The organism is Halobellus sp. H-GB7 (assembly GCF_030848585.1).
In the GTDB taxonomy this organism is placed as follows: domain Archaea; phylum Halobacteriota; class Halobacteria; order Halobacteriales; family Haloferacaceae; genus Haloquadratum; species Haloquadratum inordinatus.
This window is the reverse complement of the sequence record NZ_JAVDDW010000001.1, coordinates 145,557-160,741: the sequence shown is the minus strand read 5'-3', so window position 1 is coordinate 160,741 and position 15,185 is coordinate 145,557. Positions and strand designations below refer to the sequence as shown.

The following is a 15,185-nucleotide window of genomic DNA, read 5'->3' as shown; positions in this document are numbered from 1 at the left end:
GGTGATCCGCGAACCATCCCGTAACGAATGCTCACGAAGCGGATCATCCCCTGCATCGACGTCGACCTCGACGACGACGGGAACCCGGCGGTCTACACCGGCGTCAACTTCGAGGACCTGAAGTACACGGGCGACCCCGTCGAGATGGCCAAGCGGTACAACGAAGCGGGCGCCGACGAGTTCGTCTTCCTCGACATCACCGCCTCGGCGAAGGGCCGCGAGACGATGCTCGACACCGTCTCGCAGGTCGCCGACGAGGTGTTCATCCCGCTCACGGTCGGCGGCGGGATCCGCACCCGCGAGGACATCAAAGAGACGCTCCGTGCGGGCGCGGACAAAGTCTCGATCAACACGGCGGCGCTGGAGAACCCTGATCTGATCGACGAGGGCGCGCGGGCCTTCGGTTCGCAGTGCATCGTCATCTCCGTCGACGCGAAGCGGCGCTTCGACGAGAGCGGCGAGCACTACGTCGAGATCGACGGCGAGTCCTGCTGGTTCGAGTGCACGGTGAAAGGCGGTCGCGAAGGCACCGGCGTCGACGTCGTCGAGTGGGCCAGCGAGGCCGAATCCCGCGGTGCGGGCGAGTTGTTCGTCAACTCCATCGACGCCGACGGGACGAAAGACGGCTACGACATCCCGCTGACGAAGGCCGTCTGTGATACCGTCTCGACGCCCGTGATCGCCTCCTCGGGCTGTGGCAGCCCCGAGGATATGTACGAAGTGTTCACCGAGGCGGACGCCGACGCCGGCCTCGCGGCGTCGATCTTCCACTTCGACGAGTACAGCATCCAGGACGTCAAAGAGTATCTCGACGAGCGCGACGTCCCGGTTCGGCTGTAGTCCGACGTCGCCCGCGCGGGCGGTCCGTCGAGTTCGATTACTGGGCGGCTTCGAACGCCGCAGAGAAGTCTTCGACCGTCGTCTGCACGTTGCGAGAGGCGTCGCCGAGCGCGTCGAGCGGATCGACGCCGGCCTCTGTCTTGATCGAGAGGATCGGTTCGGTCTGTCCGCCCGACTGCTCGGGGTTCACGTCGTAGGTCGCGGCGGCGACGCCCTCGGTCTCCAAGAGCGCGCCCTTGATCACGTTCATAAACGTGTGATCCTCGCCCGCGACCTCGATGCGGAGTTCCTCGTCCGTCTTGTCGATGACCCGCAGTTCCATACCCGCTCTTTGCCCACGGCGGCGTTTCAGTATTTCGTATTCGGGAACAGGGCCGCGACGTCGGGATCCGTCTCGACCAACCGGTATTCGGAGCCGTCGCGTTCGACGACGCCGGCGTGTTCGAGGTGATCGAGATGGGCGAACGCCTCGCCCGGACCGTGGAGGATGTGGATGTCTTCGAGTTCGCCGAACAGGTGCGCGCTGACCGTCCAGGCGTCCGCCGGCCCGTGCTCTCGAAGCGTCTCGACGACCCGACTCGTCCGTTCGAGGTGGTGCTCGCGAATGACGCGCGCGCGTCCGGACGGGTCTTCGATCGGTTCGCGGTGGCCCGGCCACGCGTAATCGAAGTCGCGGGCGATGAGTCGATCCAGACTGTCGATGTAGTGTTCGAGTGGGCGGTCCAATCGGAGGTCCGCGCCGCCGACGTTCGGCGTGTACTGGGGGAGAATCGCGTCGCCGACGAACGCCTCCGAACGTGGCTCTGAGACCGGATCCGGGCCGTCGTCCGCGTCTCGATCGAACGTGAACGCGATCTGTCCTGCGGCGTGTCCGGGGAGGTGGAACACGGTCAGTTCCCCGTCACCGGCGGCGACCTGGTCACCGTCCGTGAGCGGTTCGATGTCGGCTGGATCGCCCGCCACATCCTCGAAGGCCGACTGGACCGCGACGAGTTCCTCGCGCTTGTCTTTCGGGATTCCCCACTGCGTGAATCGTTCCTCGCGGAGCGCCCGCAGTTCGGCGAGCGCGTCGTCGTCGCCCGCGATCAGCGGGAGATCGGCTTCGTGAGCGAAGACCGTCGCACCGGACTCCGCTTGCAGTTCGCCCGCGAGGCCGGTGTGATCGGAGTGCCAGTGCGTGAGGAGAATCCGGTCGAGATCGGAGACCGACACGTCTGCAGCCGAGAGCCCGTCGAGGAGATCCGCGCGGACGTTCGCAGTCGACGCACCGACGTCGACCAGCGTGGTTACGTCTCCATCGAGCAGATAGGCGTTGTTCTCTCCCTCGAAGACGGTGTTGCCGAGCGAGATTCGGGTGACGTCCATACCCTCAGGCACCGTGCGGACGACAATGAGGGTTACCATACCACGGGTACGACGGCGGCCGTCGACTCCGACGCGTCGGTACATTCAATTCGATCGGTGTCAAACGGCGCGATCAGGGGATGGAGGACTTCTACGATCTGCTGGAGGTGTCCGAAGACGCCTCGACCGACGAGATCGATCGCGCGTGGCGACAGAAAGTTCGGACGTACCACCCGGACGTCAACGACGACACGCGGGCGAACGCGCAGTTCAAGACGCTCAAGACGGCCCACGAGGTGCTCTCAGACGAGACCAAACGAGCGGCCTACGACCGGATGGGACACGCGAAGTACGTCCGAAAACGGCTCGACGGCCTCCCGACGAAGATGGGGCCCGGGTCGGCTGGCGGGCAGCGGAGCGGCCGCGCGACCGGCACGTCGGAGAACACAGCCAGCACTGACAGGACCGCACAGTCCGACACGCAGCGTTCGTCGTCCACGAGTACGAGTCGGAGCACGAGTGGGTCGAGCCGATTCGGCCGGAAGCGGCGGGCGAACCGTGACAGCGGGCCGGAGACTGGCAATCGCACGACCCGAACGTCGACAGCCAGCGGGAGTCGATCGACTGCGTCGCGATCGCAGTCGACGACGTCCCGATCGACCGGTGGAAGGCAGTCGTCGGCGGCGACCGGGCGCAGTGGCTCTCGTACCACGAGCAGTGCCAGCGAGTCGGCGGGGGCGACCGCGGACGCGACGACGTCGGCGGGGGATGCGTCTCGGAGTTTCGGAAGCCCGTTGCTGTACGGGTGGTTCGGCGTGTTGTGTGCCGCAGTGCTCTACCTCGTGGGACTGTGGCAGTACGTCGATGCGAACGTGGCGGCGGTCGCGAACTTCCGCTCGGCAGTCACCGCGGACCCGATCGGGGCGCTGACCACGGCCCAGACACTTACCGCGCCGGGGACGTTCGTGCTCAGCACGGCGACAGTCGACGTGCCACTCACGCTGCTCCTCCCGGTGGGCGTCGGCGCGCTGGCGCTCGTGCTTACGGCGGTCGTGCTCTCGTTCGGACACGGGACGGCGTATCTCTATCTGCTCGGGAGTCTCGCACCGCTGGCCGGTCTCGGCGTCGGCCCCGTCGTCACCGTTCCGGACGGTGCCGTGCTCGCCTTATTGGTCGTCCTTCCAATCGGCGCGAGCGTCGTCTTTCTCGCCGACGTCGGCCGAGTGCTGTTTGTCGGACAATAGCGCCGCTGGCAGGGTTCTGTGCTGGAAAGGAAGCGGGGCCGCATCGGGCGGACCCCTGACTGACCAAGCCACTGCGAAGAGCACCAGTCTCGCAGGTCCTTACGTGACGCGCCCGGTATCGACCACGCGCGTCGAGAGACTGTTGAACGCTTGCATTCAAAAATCACCCGGATGGTGCCAATATCCACCGCCCGACCACAGATGAGCAGACATACATATGGAAATATTCGAATTTGGTTCTGGAAAGATTAAATATGTATTCTCGCGTGAGTCATCGCCGTATGATTCGAGACTATCCGGATAAATTATTGAAAATTCTAACAGGCAGGGGATCCGGGCCTCACTAACGAGAGTAGCGTCGTCTTGGATTCGAGACGGCTGTGTCGAGGTCGGCGCCGACGTCAGCGGACCAGATACGGGTCGTTGCCCGCACTGAATCGACCGAGATCAGCCTCCCGACGGAAGTCCGTCGAACGGAGCGTATCGAGCGCTTCGACGAGTCGGTCGTGATGGGTGTCGTCCCACTCGGCGGGGTCTTTGATCGGGAGCACGAGGAAGCCGCTGCCGCGCAGTTCGGTCCCGTGGAGGGCCTCCATCTCGATGTCTGTCTTCCACGCCTGCGCGGTGTACGTTTCGAGGACGTGTGCGGTCGCGCGCGCGCCGACCGGGAGGAGGACGTGCGCCGCGATCGCACGCAGCTCGGCGTCGAAGAAGCGTTCTAGATCGTCGTACGACGACGGTGTCGGTTCCCCGTCGTCGGGCGCACACATATGCAGGTACGAAAAGTACGTCTTCGTCGGCTCCGGTTCGGCGCCCGTCGCGGTCAGCAGTCCGGCATCGGCCAGCGCGGCCTGCAGTCGGCGGCCCGCGTCGTTGGTGAACGGAACGCCGGTATCGAGACCGCCGTGAACGCCGGGGTGGTCGCCGACGACGTGGAAATCCGCGTTGGCGTCGCCGTACCCAGGGACGAAGCGCTCACAGGGGGGTCGCATATCGAAGGGGTTGCTCGTTCTGTCGGTGACGTTCTCCACGATGGACCAGATAGCGTCGAGTCCGTTAAAATGGAACCGATTCGGCGTCTAGAGTTCGACGCCGGACGGGATCAGACTGTGAGACCTGAGGAGATTCCCGTCGGCGTCGTAGACGAGGAACGTCTGTTTCTCGTAGACGACGACGTTCTCGCCGTCGATGCTCACCTCGACTCGATATCGCCCGTCCTCGGAGTCGGCCGTGTCGCGGCCGTACTCGCGAGCGGCGCGGATGAACGTGAGAACGTCGTCCGCCGACTCGTTGAGTTCGAGGACGAAGTCGCCCGTAATCCGATTTGTCACGCTGACGACGCCAGCGGCACCTGGCTCGTCGAGCGGATCTTGCAGCCGAAACGCAACGTCCGTTTCGCTGGCGTCGAGATACGTACCGTCCGGATCGGAGAGCCGTCGCTCTAGCACGTCTTTCGGCCCGTGAAACGCGATGCGGACCAGCGGCTTCTTGGGGTCACCACCGTTCTCGACCCAGTCGATGTTTTCCACGTCCAACTCGAAGTAGTCCCGCCTCATTCCCTACATTCCGGTTAGTCGTCATCGTGTATGAACGTAACGCCCGCGTCAGACGTGGCGCCTATGTCGGACGGCGATCGACCGGAAAGACGAAACCTCGGGACCGAGCGTGCTGGACGTTTTGAATGTACTCTCGTTTCGCTAGTATGGCGTCGAGGTCGGTGGCAGTAGCTCGAGGCGCAGTCGTCGTATGATCGTCCGTCGTCGAGGTCACATCACAGTCCACATAGTAGCATTTGCCACTGATTGCGCATCCGATCGCACGACAGCGTACGATCCGATGAGTGAGGACTTGCAAATGCTACGATAGCGACTGGCCGGAAACGCTGCCGCCTACCGATGCCGACGCTGCACTGGGAATACGAAAGGCACGGAGAGGCGCAAGGCGCGCGAAACCACTCGGTGGTCCGATTTCGTATCGCAGTATCTCATTTATCGAGGGGAACGTGGAAAGGCCGGTTCAGCGACCAAAGCGGGCCAGATCAGGAGGAAGGGTAGTTATACCGTGTAATCACGGACCGTTTGGAAGTCGTCGGCAGCGACGGCGTCCCCGAGTGCGTCGGCGTCGAGGTCGGGAACGTGGCCGGGATACTTGCGGTTGAAATACGAGAGGAGGTTGTCGATGTCGCGGTCGAGGAGTTCCCGGGCGTTCTCGTGATCCGTCGGCACGGCCTGCGGCCAGTCGAAGATCGTAACGCCCGATTCGCTGACGGCGACGTTGTACTCGCTCATATCCGCGTGGACGTATCCGGTCTCGTACGCGGCGGCGACCTCCCGGAGAATCAGGTCCAAGACGCCGACGACCTGGTCGTCCGCGAGTTTCGCGCGGTCGAGTTCGACGCCCTCCAGTTTCGCCATCACGATGGCGTGACGGTTCTGGTCGATCGGACGTGGGACCGAAACCTCGGGAAAGAGCGTCTCCAGTGCCTCGTACTCGCGCTCTGAAGCTTTTCGAGCCGTGTAGAGCCACGATACGTGTTGGTTATCCGATGTGTAGTCGCGCTCGCGCATCACCTCGCGGAAGTTGGTGTAGCCCTCCCGGTGGAACTTCAGCGCCATCGGTTTGTACGACTGCACTTCGAGGACGTCGCTCTCCTTGCCGACCCCGAGAGGTGCGCCGACGCCTTCGACGGTGCCGCGCTTGGAGAACGTCCGTAGCGCGAGGGCGTCGTACCCTTCGGCAGTGAGCGTGTAGCCCTCGTATTGGATCGTCTTCCGCTCGATCAGTCCGCGGCTCGCACATCTATCCAGACGATACTCGACTTCCTCGGGCGTGAGGTTCGAGAGGTCGGGGAGTTTCTCGCGGTTCACCCACTCCGAAAAGCGCATCCCCTGCTCGACGCCGGAGAGAAGATAGAAGTCCTCGGGTTCGAGTTCGGCCATCACGCCGGCGACGTTCCGCACCATACCGAACGGAGGGTAGCGACGCGTAAAAGACTCGCGAGTCTGTATAGCGGCTGATATACGAGATATTGCTATACAAAATCCGCTTTTCGGCTGTTCTCTGACGAAACCGCTTTCAGCGACCGGGCGTAGCCTCCGGGTATGACCGAGGACACGGCCGGGGCGCTCGCCGACCGGGAGTGGCGGTTCATCCGCGAGGAGGCGCGCGACGGGCCGATGCAAATGGCGCTCGACGAAGTGGCCGCAGAGACGGCCGCCGACGGCGGGCCGCGAACGGTCAGGGTCTACCGGTGGGACCCGAGCACCCTCTCGCTCGGCTACGGCCAGGACCCCGACACCGTCGACTGGGAGCACTGCGCCGACGAAGGCATCTCAGTCACCCGCCGGCAGACCGGGGGCGGAGGTATCTACCACGACCTCCACGGCGACGTTTCGTACTCAATCGTCGCGCCGAAGGCCGAACTCCCGGGCGACCTGATGGACGCCTATCACTTGCTCTGTGAACCGATCCTCGACGCGTTCGACCGTCTCGGCGTCGACGCCGACTACGTCTCCGACCCGATGCCCGAGATCTGGTCGCCCGCGTGTTACCTCCGCGAACTGCACCCCGCCCACGACATCGTCGCCGACGGGCGGAAGATCAGCGGCAACGCGCAGTACCGCCGCCGCGACGCCGTCGTCCAGCACGGTTCGCTCACGTACTCGGCCCGCGCCGCCGAGCATCTCGACGTCTTCGACGGCCACGACGTCGACCCCGGGCGGTTCCGAGAGCGCGTCGTCGGCGTCGACGAACTGGCCGACGTCTCGCGGGCCGAAACGGTCGCCGCCGTCGAAGCGGCGCTCACGACGTGGACCGACGCCACGGAGGGCGAGTGGACCGATGCAGAGCTCGAACGCGCGCGGGAGCGCGCGGACGAGAAGTACGCGAACGACGAGTGGGTCCGCCGGCGGCCGGACGACCGCTCCTGATACCGTCGGCACTATGGAAGAACCGACGGCCGCGATGCGACCCGAAGTCGCTTTACTCCCGGCCGACCAGCGATCGAGTATGCGAGTTGGCGCACACGAGTCGATCGCCGGCGGCGTCGCGAACGCCGTGGATCGACAGCTCGACGACGGTGGTAACTGCGGACAGATCTTCACGCACTCCCCCCAGGTCTGGCAGGATCCGAACATCGACGACGACGACGCCGCGGCGTTCCGCGAATCATCGGTCGAGAACGACGTCGGCCCCTGGGTCATCCACTCGTCGTATCTCGTCAACCTCTGTACGCCCAAAGACGACCTCCGCGCGAAATCGATCGACTCGATGCAGCAGGAGGTCGACGCCGCCGCGAAACTCGACATCCCCTACGTGAACGTCCACTTGGGCGCACACACCGGCGCTGGCGAACAGCAGGGCCTCGACAACGCCGTCTCGGCGCTCGACGAACTCGACATTCCTGACGGCGTCACTGTCCTCGTCGAGTCCGACGCTGGATCGGGGACGAAGATGGGCGACGAGTTCGAACACCTCGGTTACGTCCTCGACGAGAGCACACAAGATCTCGAAATCTGTCTCGACACCGCCCACGCCTTCGCCGCGGGCTACGATCTCTCGACCTCCGGCGGCGTCGACGAGACGCTCGGCGAACTGGACGCCGAGGTCGGCATCGAGAACCTCGCGTGCGTCCACCTGAACGACTCGAAGCACGAGTGTGGGACGAACAAAGACGAGCACGCCCACATCGGCGAGGGCCTGATCGGTGAGGACGGAATGTCCGCGTTCGTCAACCACGACGCGATTCGCGACGTCCCGCTCGTCTTAGAGACGCCAAACGAAGACGGGAAGGGCTTCGCCTGGAACATCGAGCGGGTCCGCGAACTCCGAGCGGAGTAGCCGCCGGCATCGCCAGCGGCCGGAACCGCTCGGGTTCGCTGAACGAACGTTCTTCAAGCGATACGCCCAACGTTCGACTATCCGTGGACGACACCGACCGCTCTGCAGCCGCGACCGACGCACCGTGGACTCGCCGACGGCTACTCCGCGTCGGGGGCGGGTCGTTGGCTGCCACGACGCTTCTGGCTGGTGGCGCCGCCGAACGAAGCGGCGCGACCGCCAGCCCTGACACCGAATCTGGAGTCACCGGCACGAGAGCGGTTGCCAGCGACGGTGGTCTCTCCGTCTCCGTCGCGACGCAGAATCTCGGCCTCGGCGCGGACTTTCTGTCGATCGCGCGCGACAGCGACGAGGCGACCGTCCCCGAGCGCGTCGGGGCGCTCTACACGGACGTGCGAAAGAGCAGGCCCCGCGAACGGATGGTGGCCATCGCCCAGGAACTCACACAGCGGCGACCGGCGATCGTCGGCGTACAGGAGGCGGCGATCGTCCGCCGGGGCTCCCGGACGGGCAACGACCCCGAATCGCCCGACGCCAACGGCATCGTCTTCGACTTCCTCGACGCGCTCCGCGCGGCGTTGCGCGCTCGCGAGACGCCGTACCGCCCGGTTGCAGTCGCGACGAACGCCGATCTCGAATTCCCGGGCCGCGTCGACGGCGAGGCGATCGACGTTCGGCTGACCGATCGGGACGCGATTCTCGTTCGCGAAGACGCCGACGTGACCGTCCAGGACACGTCGACCGCGACGTTCGACGCATCGCTCACGCTCCCGCTCAGCGCCGAGCGGTCCGTCGAGATCGAACGCGGGTACGCCCGGGCCGACCTGCGCGTCGCGGGCGAACCGCTCTCGGTCCTGAACACGCACCTCGAATCGGCGCTCGAAAGCGTCCGGACCGCACAGGCCACCGAGTTCGCGTCCGCGGTCGATGCCGGATCCACGCCGCTCGTCGCCCTCGGCGACTTCAACGACGGTCCAGACGGCGAGGGCGACGCGTACGAGATCCTGACGGAGTCGCTCTCGGACGTCGCGGTCGAAGGAACAAGCGCCACCGGCGAGACGGCAGCCACCGGAAGCACGGCGGCGACACCGGAAGCGCGGATCAGCGGGACGTGCTGTCGGCCGTCGTCGCTGCGGCCGCCGGACGAGGACGGACTGACGCGACGGATCGATCACGTGTTCGTCGACGGCATCCGCGCGAGTCACGTGCGTCGGTTCGGGGTAGAGGCCGTCGACGTCGACGGTGCGACGAGACGATGGCCGTCGGATCACGCCGGCGTGCTCGCGGCACTGACGACGGCACCGGCGGCGACGCCGACCGCGACGGAAGACGCGACGGCGACTGTCGAGGGGACAGTCGCGAACGGATCGGCCACCTCTGAATCGGCGTCGACATCGCCGCAGACCGTCGAACCGACCGCGAAGTCGGCGGAGGCCGGGGGCGACACGGCCCCGAGCACGTCGGCCGAGAATCCCGGGTTCGGCGTCGTCGCCGCTCTCTCGGCGCTCGTCGGTGGGGCGGCCGGAGCGGCGCTGCTCGACCGGCGGCGCGACGCGTGACCGACTCGCTTTTTAGCGCGCCACCGGAACGGACGCCCGTGCGGAAGTTCTCGCCGGAGTACCTGCGTCGGACGCGCGAGGGGATGTGGGAGCAGTCCCGCGAGGCGTTAGAACCGCTCTCGCTCGCGGACCGTGAACGGATCCTCGACGCGGGCAGCGGCACGGGCGAACTCGCCCGCGTTCTCGACGAGGAGTCGCCGGGGCGCGTCTTCTGTCTCGACGCCGACCCCGACCTCCTGGCGGTGGCGCGCGAACAGACCGGCCTCGACGTCGTCGCCGGCGATGCGACACGGCCACCGTTCCGACCAGACTCCTTCGACCTGGTCGTCTGCCAGGCGCTGTTAGTCAACCTCCCCGATCCGGTCGCCGCGCTGCGGGCCTTCGCCGACTGCTCGACCGAACTGGTCGCCGCCGTCGAACCCGACAACGCCGACGTCGCCGTCGACTCCACCGTCGCCGCGGAGGTCGAACTGGAACGGAGCGTCCGCGAGGCGTACATCGAGGGCGTCGAGACTGACGTCGCGATGGGCGACCGGCTGGTCTCGCTGTTTCGCGACGCCGGACTCGAAGCGGTGCAGACGCGACGCTACTACCACCGGAAACTGATCGAACCCCCGTACGACGGGACGGAACTCACAGCGGCCGCGCGGAAAGCCAGCGGCGCGGCCCTGACAGAACACGAGGCGGAACTACGACGGACGCTCTCGGCCACGGAGTACGACACGCTCAGACGCGAGTGGCGCGAGATGGGGCGCGAGGTCGTCGAGGCGATGCGCGAAGAGCGGTATCGGCGCGCCGAAGTGGTCCCGTTCGACGTCGTCGTCGGGCGCGTGAGCGGGAGCGTATGAGCGTGGCCGAAGGCGGCTAAATCCGAATCGACACGAGAGCCGGCGTCAGACGACGTCGCCGCGGACGGTCCGACCCGTCTGCGACGCGCGGTAGTCCTTCACAGCGTCGGCGGCCTCGCCGGCCGTCCCCTCGTCGAGGCCGAGCATCGACAGCGACTCTTCGAGCGTCGGGAAGACCAACTCGCTGCCGCGGAGCTTTTCGAGCGCCGACTCCGAGCGCTGGCCCTCGGCGTACAGACAGACGCCGCGCGGGTCGAGAATCTGCTCGTAGGCGTCGCGGGCGAGTGCGCCCTTCAACCGCTGCTGGACGTTGTCCTCGAAGGAGGCGTTACACACTTCCAGGTGGATCGGCTCGTCGTCGGGCACGAGCTGCGCCGCGAGACACTTTTCGGGGGCAGCGTGGCCGCTGGCGTTCGTGCGGAGGAGCTCCGGGTTCGCTTCGGCCCACTCCGCGGAGACGCTCCGGCCGACGCCTTTCACGCCGTGGGTGGCCTCGAACTCCGCGGCGGCGTCGGCGTCGCCCCGGAGGATGAGATCTTTCGTCAGGTAGATATCCAGGCGTTCGACGGGGTCGAGACCGAGCGCGACGTCGCCGTAGACCCACACCTCGCGCACGGGGACCGGCATCGACTCGGACTCGACCGCGTCGAGGACGGCTTCGACCCGGTCTAACGCACTCGCGCGTTCCATACCGCGCTATCGGGAGTCGGGGGCCGAATGTGTTTCGACGGCCGGCGGGTGAGAGGTGTCGGCCGCGCCGCTGTCAGAGCCAGTACCCTTTCGGCCGTCTAAGGCAGTCAGACGAGTGACATATGTCCTCTCGGCACTGCGGTTTCGGAGGAATTTTGAGTGGGGTGTGCTTACGTCACAGTGGCACCTCTGGGGTGTCGATCGACCGGTCATCGCGACGGTGACCACTCGGGGCAACGCAACCCTGGGGTGCCTTCCCCCATCCCCCCCTCTCCCTCGATCACGCGTTCCCCATTCTGTTGACGTCGTTTCTCGCTACTCGAACGGTCGAGACGAAACCCGTATCCTCCCGCATCGCCAACGCCGCATCGATGGAGTGCGACAAGTGCGGCCGCGACGCCGTGATGCACGCTGGCTACTCCGGCGCACACCTGTGTGAGGAGCACTTCTGCGCGTCGGTGGAGAAACGCGCCCGTCGGCGGATCCGTCAGGACGGACTCGTGCCACGGGACGCCTCGCCCGAGGACCCCGAGCGCTGGGTCGTCGGCCTCTCTGGCGGCAAAGACAGCGTCGTGCTCACCCAGATCCTCGACGAGACGTTCGGCCAGGATCCACGCATCGAGATTCTCGCGTTGACGATCCACGAAGGGATCGAAGGCTACCGCGACGAGAGCGTCGACGCCTGCGTCGAACTCGCCGACGACCTCGACATCGAACACGAACTCGTCTCCTACGACGAGGAGTTCGGAATCCGGATGGATGAGGTCGTCGAGGACGACCCCGAGGGAATGGCCGCCTGTGCGTACTGCGGCGTGTTCCGTCGGGACCTGCTCGAAACGTACGCCGAGGAGTTCGACGCCGACATTATGCTGACGGGCCACAACCTCGACGACGAGGCCCAGACGGCGCTGATGAACATCCTCGAAGGCGACGTCGAACAGATGGCGAAACACTTCGACGCCAGCCTCGGCCCCTTCGACGAGCGGACCGAGTCCGAACACTTCGTGCCGCGCGCGAAACCGCTGCGCGACGTGCCGGAGAAGGAGGTCGCGCTGTATGCGCACCTGCGAGACCTCCCGGCGCACATCACCGAGTGTCCGCACGCCTCTGAGGCGTTCCGCGGCGAGATCCAGGAACTGTTGCTGAAACTGGAGGACGGCCACCCCGGGACGAGACACTCGATCATCTCGGGCTACGAGGAGTTGGCGTCGATGGCCGCCGATCGCTACCGTGGGGAGTCGACGCCGGAGATGCGCGAATGCGAACGCTGTGGCTCGCAGACGACGCGGGACGTCTGCCGGAAATGTCGGCTGTTGGAGTCGCTTGAGGCCGTCTGAACCGGACGGTCTGTGTGCGGATTACGGCTGAAAAAGCGGATATGGCCGAGCCGAAACGACCGGACGGTTGGAGACAACGGGCCGCGTACGCCGATAGCCGGCGCATCCCGGCCGGACTGGAATCGGCCGGGAAGTGACGTCTGCGCTTAGCGGATGACGTCGAGTCCGTTCTGCTGTTCGCGCTGTTCTCGCCCCCCGTCTGACTGCCAGGAGCCGCCCGTGGCAGTCGATCCGGTGTTGGCGCCGGATCCGTTCTGCGCGAGTTCGACGTTGTCGCTTGCGTCGAATTCCGAAGATTCGAGACTCTGACGGGACCGATCGGCCTGCTTCTGGGTCGACGGTCCGAGCACCTGCGCGGACTGGACGCCCGTCATAATGGCCATTACGCGGACTTTGCCCTTGTACTCGTCGCGGATACGTGCGCCCCAGATGACGTTCGCGCGCGCTTCGAGCCGCTCTGTGATGTTGTTCGCGATGCCCTCGGCCTCCTTCAGCGTGAGGTCGGGGCCACCCGTGATGTGGACGAGTCCGCCCGAGGCGCCGCGGTAGTCGACGTCCAAGAGCGGGTGGTTCATCGCGTCGTTGACGACCTCCTGGGTCTTGTTCTTGTCCTGGGTCTGTCCGACGAGCATCACCGCGACGCCACCCTGATCCATAATCGTGGACATGTCCGCGTAGTCCAGATTGATCAGCGAGGGCTGGGTGATGGTCTCGGAGATGCCCTTGACCGTCTCGGCGATGATCTGGTCCATCACCGAGAACGCCTTGCCGATCGGGAGGTTCGGGACGTAGTCGAGCAGCCGGTTGTTGTCGAGGACGATGATCGAGTCGGCTTCGTTACGAAGCTTTTCGAGCCCCTCCTCGGCTTTGACTGTCCGCGCGCGCTCGACGTTGAACGGCGTCGAGACCATCCCGACGACGATCGCGCCCTGTTCTTTGGCGATCTTCGAGACGACCGGCGCGGCACCGGTTCCGGTGCCGCCACCCATCCCCGCGGTGACGAAGACGAGGTCGGCCTCGCCGAGGACTTCCTTGATCGTCCCCTGAGCCATCTCGGTCGCGCGCTCGCCCATCGAGGGGTCGCCGCCGGCGCCGAGTCCCTGCGTCAGCGACTTGCCGACGAGGATCTTCGTGTCCGCCTCGATCATCTTGAGGTGCTGTTTGTCGGTGTTGATCGCCACCGTGTCAGCACCGTCGACGCCGATGTTGTAGAGGCGATTGACCGTGTTGTTGCCGGCGCCGCCGCAGCCGACGATGACGATTCGGGGGCTCCCGAACTCGTCACCATCCGGAGCCTCGGTGGTTGCGTCGCGCTCTTCCTCGTCGCGCTCCATAGCCTCTCTGACAATATCTTGCATCGTCTTACACCTTGGCCCACGTGTGTTTGGTTGGCGAGTCGCGGCTCTCGGCCTGTTGTTCGTTGATCATTTCACGCACAGCCGAGCGGATCGCCTCCGACCGGTTCGGGAACTCCCCGGTCTCGACCATCTGTTCGACCTCCTCGATCTGCTGCTTCGGAATTCGTAGTGTCACACGCTCCATTGTTGCATTCCCCCGGTAAGACGGCGCGCACAGTCCGTGCGAACGTCTTACACCACCGAAATCGGCAGACAGCGGATCTCTCCCCCGCCCCCGACGGTTCTGTAAGACGACCGTCTTACGCAGAGATTACCACAGAGCGATACATTATAAAAGTAACGCCGGTCGTAAGACAAATACGCGAAATTCGCGTATACGCTAGTTTCAGTGCCGTTTACGTCCGTTCGAGGACGTCGGCTGCCGACGTCCGGCGTCCACAGCTCGGGCAGAACGCCCAGTCGGATCTGAGTTCGTCGCCGCACTCACAGAAGACCCGATGAGATGCCTTCTCCCCGCAGTTAGGGCAGTATACGTGCTCACCGTCGACGGTTTCACCGCACTTGTCACACGTCTTCTCGCGGGCGTCCGCACCGACGTCGGCGTCGCCGGATGCAGCGTGTGTCTTACGCTCTGTATCGCTCTTGTTCTGGGCCGCAGCGGAGCCGTTTTCGACCGTTTCAGACGACGCCGCGCCGTCGACGGTGACGTTGACGTTGAGGTCTCTCGCTCCACGCGGTTCTCGTCCGACGAGTTCGTCGAGTCGCTCGGCGACGAGTTCGTCGACGCGTTCGCGGATGACGTCGTCGACGGTGTCGGACGCCGAGTGGTCGTCAGTTTCGGTGTCGGTCTCTCCGGTGTCGGTCGCGTCGGCGTCGGTGTCACGGTCCGCCCCCTCGAGGTAGGTGCGCAGCGCGTCGCGCATCGCCTCGCTCTTCGAGGCGTCGAGCGCCTCTAAGCGCTCGACGAGACCGTCGTCGGCGCGGAACGTGATTTTACTCATCGGTTTAACATATGCAACCGACTATTTGAATCTTCCTTCGTGTCTGACGGCTGTCGGTCGACGTTTCCGGGCGGCCCAAGATCGAGGGCGATCGCCGGACCTCCGGCAAATTCAAGTCGACTTTC

At 65.3% G+C, this 15,185-nt stretch carries 16 protein-coding genes; 7 read left to right on the top strand and 9 right to left on the bottom strand.

Annotated features, from left to right (window positions below):
• The first annotated feature begins 27 nt into the window (after positions 1-27).
• Entirely contained in the window at positions 28-840 is an 813-nt protein-coding gene (gene hisF, locus RBH22_RS00795) for an imidazole glycerol phosphate synthase subunit HisF (RefSeq protein ID WP_256287890.1), read from the top strand.
• Positions 841-877: 37 nt separating this feature from the next.
• Here hisF and RBH22_RS00790 read toward each other — a convergent pair whose 3' ends face one another.
• Positions 878-1,162 carry a DNA-directed RNA polymerase subunit L gene (locus RBH22_RS00790; RefSeq protein ID WP_121568846.1) on the bottom strand — a complete coding sequence of 95 codons (285 nt, stop codon included), beginning with the start codon at positions 1,160-1,162 and terminating at the stop codon, positions 878-880.
• 26 nt (positions 1,163-1,188) lie between these two features.
• Positions 1,189-2,205, bottom strand: coding sequence for an MBL fold metallo-hydrolase (locus tag RBH22_RS00785; RefSeq protein WP_256546607.1), 1,017 nt, complete (start codon positions 2,203-2,205; stop codon positions 1,189-1,191).
• A gap of 119 nt (positions 2,206-2,324) precedes the next feature.
• Here RBH22_RS00785 and RBH22_RS00780 point away from each other — a divergent pair, with 119 nt between their 5' ends.
• Entirely contained in the window at positions 2,325-3,428 is a 1,104-nt protein-coding gene (locus RBH22_RS00780) for a DnaJ domain-containing protein (protein ID WP_306676207.1), read from the top strand.
• A gap of 401 nt (positions 3,429-3,829) precedes the next feature.
• On the opposite strand, the gene RBH22_RS00775 is transcribed toward RBH22_RS00780, so the two are convergent.
• From RBH22_RS00775 to RBH22_RS00765, 3 genes are all read right to left on the bottom strand, one after another.
• The gene (locus RBH22_RS00775; protein WP_306676206.1) at positions 3,830-4,459 is read right to left on the bottom strand and encodes a uracil-DNA glycosylase family protein; all 630 of its coding nucleotides are present in this window, start codon (positions 4,457-4,459) and stop codon (positions 3,830-3,832) included.
• Positions 4,460-4,507: 48 nt separating this feature from the next.
• Positions 4,508-4,984 (bottom strand): DUF5793 family protein, encoded by a 477-nt coding sequence (locus RBH22_RS00770; RefSeq protein ID WP_121568850.1) that lies wholly within the window; start codon positions 4,982-4,984, stop codon positions 4,508-4,510.
• Positions 4,985-5,482: 498 nt separating this feature from the next.
• A complete protein-coding gene (locus RBH22_RS00765; RefSeq protein WP_121568851.1) occupies positions 5,483-6,391 on the bottom strand; it encodes a serine/threonine-protein kinase RIO2 in 909 nt (302 codons plus the stop codon).
• A 138-nt stretch (positions 6,392-6,529) separates the two neighbouring features.
• Between RBH22_RS00765 and RBH22_RS00760 the strand changes: the two genes are divergently transcribed.
• The 4 genes from RBH22_RS00760 (at position 6,530) to RBH22_RS00745 (ending at position 10,674) form a co-directional block, all read left to right on the top strand.
• A complete protein-coding gene (locus RBH22_RS00760; protein ID WP_306676205.1) occupies positions 6,530-7,357 on the top strand; it encodes a biotin/lipoate A/B protein ligase family protein in 828 nt (275 codons plus the stop codon).
• Positions 7,358-7,436: 79 nt separating this feature from the next.
• On the top strand, positions 7,437-8,267 hold the full coding sequence (locus RBH22_RS00755) for a deoxyribonuclease IV (protein ID WP_306676726.1): 831 nt from the start codon (positions 7,437-7,439) through the stop codon (positions 8,265-8,267).
• 83 nt (positions 8,268-8,350) lie between these two features.
• Positions 8,351-9,826 (top strand): endonuclease/exonuclease/phosphatase family protein, encoded by a 1,476-nt coding sequence (locus RBH22_RS00750; protein WP_306676204.1) that lies wholly within the window; start codon positions 8,351-8,353, stop codon positions 9,824-9,826.
• A gap of 38 nt (positions 9,827-9,864) precedes the next feature.
• Positions 9,865-10,674 (top strand): class I SAM-dependent methyltransferase, encoded by an 810-nt coding sequence (locus RBH22_RS00745; RefSeq protein ID WP_306676203.1) that lies wholly within the window; start codon positions 9,865-9,867, stop codon positions 10,672-10,674.
• Positions 10,675-10,719: 45 nt separating this feature from the next.
• Here the strand turns inward: RBH22_RS00745 and RBH22_RS00740 are convergent, their stop codons facing one another.
• Entirely contained in the window at positions 10,720-11,364 is a 645-nt protein-coding gene (locus tag RBH22_RS00740) for a hypothetical protein (RefSeq protein ID WP_306676202.1), read from the bottom strand.
• Positions 11,365-11,735: 371 nt separating this feature from the next.
• Between RBH22_RS00740 and RBH22_RS00735 the strand changes: the two genes are divergently transcribed.
• Positions 11,736-12,701, top strand: a complete 966-nt coding sequence (locus RBH22_RS00735) for a TIGR00269 family protein (RefSeq protein ID WP_306676201.1) — start codon at positions 11,736-11,738, stop codon at positions 12,699-12,701.
• Positions 12,702-12,847: 146 nt separating this feature from the next.
• Here the strand turns inward: RBH22_RS00735 and ftsZ are convergent, their stop codons facing one another.
• The 3 genes from ftsZ to RBH22_RS00720 all read right to left on the bottom strand — a co-directional run bounded on the left by ftsZ (position 12,848) and on the right by RBH22_RS00720 (position 15,060).
• Positions 12,848-14,059 carry a cell division protein FtsZ gene (ftsZ, locus tag RBH22_RS00730; RefSeq protein WP_256287881.1) on the bottom strand — a complete coding sequence of 404 codons (1,212 nt, stop codon included), beginning with the start codon at positions 14,057-14,059 and terminating at the stop codon, positions 12,848-12,850.
• Between the two features lie 4 nt (positions 14,060-14,063).
• Positions 14,064-14,243 carry a ribbon-helix-helix domain-containing protein gene (locus RBH22_RS00725; protein WP_121558722.1) on the bottom strand — a complete coding sequence of 60 codons (180 nt, stop codon included), beginning with the start codon at positions 14,241-14,243 and terminating at the stop codon, positions 14,064-14,066.
• 211 nt (positions 14,244-14,454) lie between these two features.
• A complete protein-coding gene (locus RBH22_RS00720; RefSeq protein WP_306676198.1) occupies positions 14,455-15,060 on the bottom strand; it encodes a zinc ribbon domain-containing protein in 606 nt (201 codons plus the stop codon).
• Positions 15,061-15,185: the final 125 nt, after the last annotated feature.

Coding starts and splice junctions, on each gene's coding strand:
- hisF (WP_256287890.1), top strand. CDS start 28: ATGCTCACGAAGCGGATCATCCCCTGCATCGACGTCGACCTCGACGAC.
- RBH22_RS00790 (WP_121568846.1), bottom strand. CDS start 1,162: ATGGAACTGCGGGTCATCGACAAGACGGACGAGGAACTCCGCATCGAG.
- RBH22_RS00785 (WP_256546607.1), bottom strand. CDS start 2,205: ATGGACGTCACCCGAATCTCGCTCGGCAACACCGTCTTCGAGGGAGAG.
- RBH22_RS00780 (WP_306676207.1), top strand. CDS start 2,325: ATGGAGGACTTCTACGATCTGCTGGAGGTGTCCGAAGACGCCTCGACC.
- RBH22_RS00770 (WP_121568850.1), bottom strand. CDS start 4,984: ATGAGGCGGGACTACTTCGAGTTGGACGTGGAAAACATCGACTGGGTC.
- RBH22_RS00765 (WP_121568851.1), bottom strand. CDS start 6,391: ATGGTGCGGAACGTCGCCGGCGTGATGGCCGAACTCGAACCCGAGGAC.
- RBH22_RS00760 (WP_306676205.1), top strand. CDS start 6,530: ATGACCGAGGACACGGCCGGGGCGCTCGCCGACCGGGAGTGGCGGTTC.
- RBH22_RS00755 (WP_306676726.1), top strand. CDS start 7,437: ATGCGAGTTGGCGCACACGAGTCGATCGCCGGCGGCGTCGCGAACGCC.
- RBH22_RS00740 (WP_306676202.1), bottom strand. CDS start 11,364: ATGGAACGCGCGAGTGCGTTAGACCGGGTCGAAGCCGTCCTCGACGCG.
- RBH22_RS00735 (WP_306676201.1), top strand. CDS start 11,736: ATGGAGTGCGACAAGTGCGGCCGCGACGCCGTGATGCACGCTGGCTAC.
- ftsZ (WP_256287881.1), bottom strand. CDS start 14,059: ATGCAAGATATTGTCAGAGAGGCTATGGAGCGCGACGAGGAAGAGCGC.
- RBH22_RS00725 (WP_121558722.1), bottom strand. CDS start 14,243: ATGGAGCGTGTGACACTACGAATTCCGAAGCAGCAGATCGAGGAGGTC.
- RBH22_RS00720 (WP_306676198.1), bottom strand. CDS start 15,060: ATGAGTAAAATCACGTTCCGCGCCGACGACGGTCTCGTCGAGCGCTTA.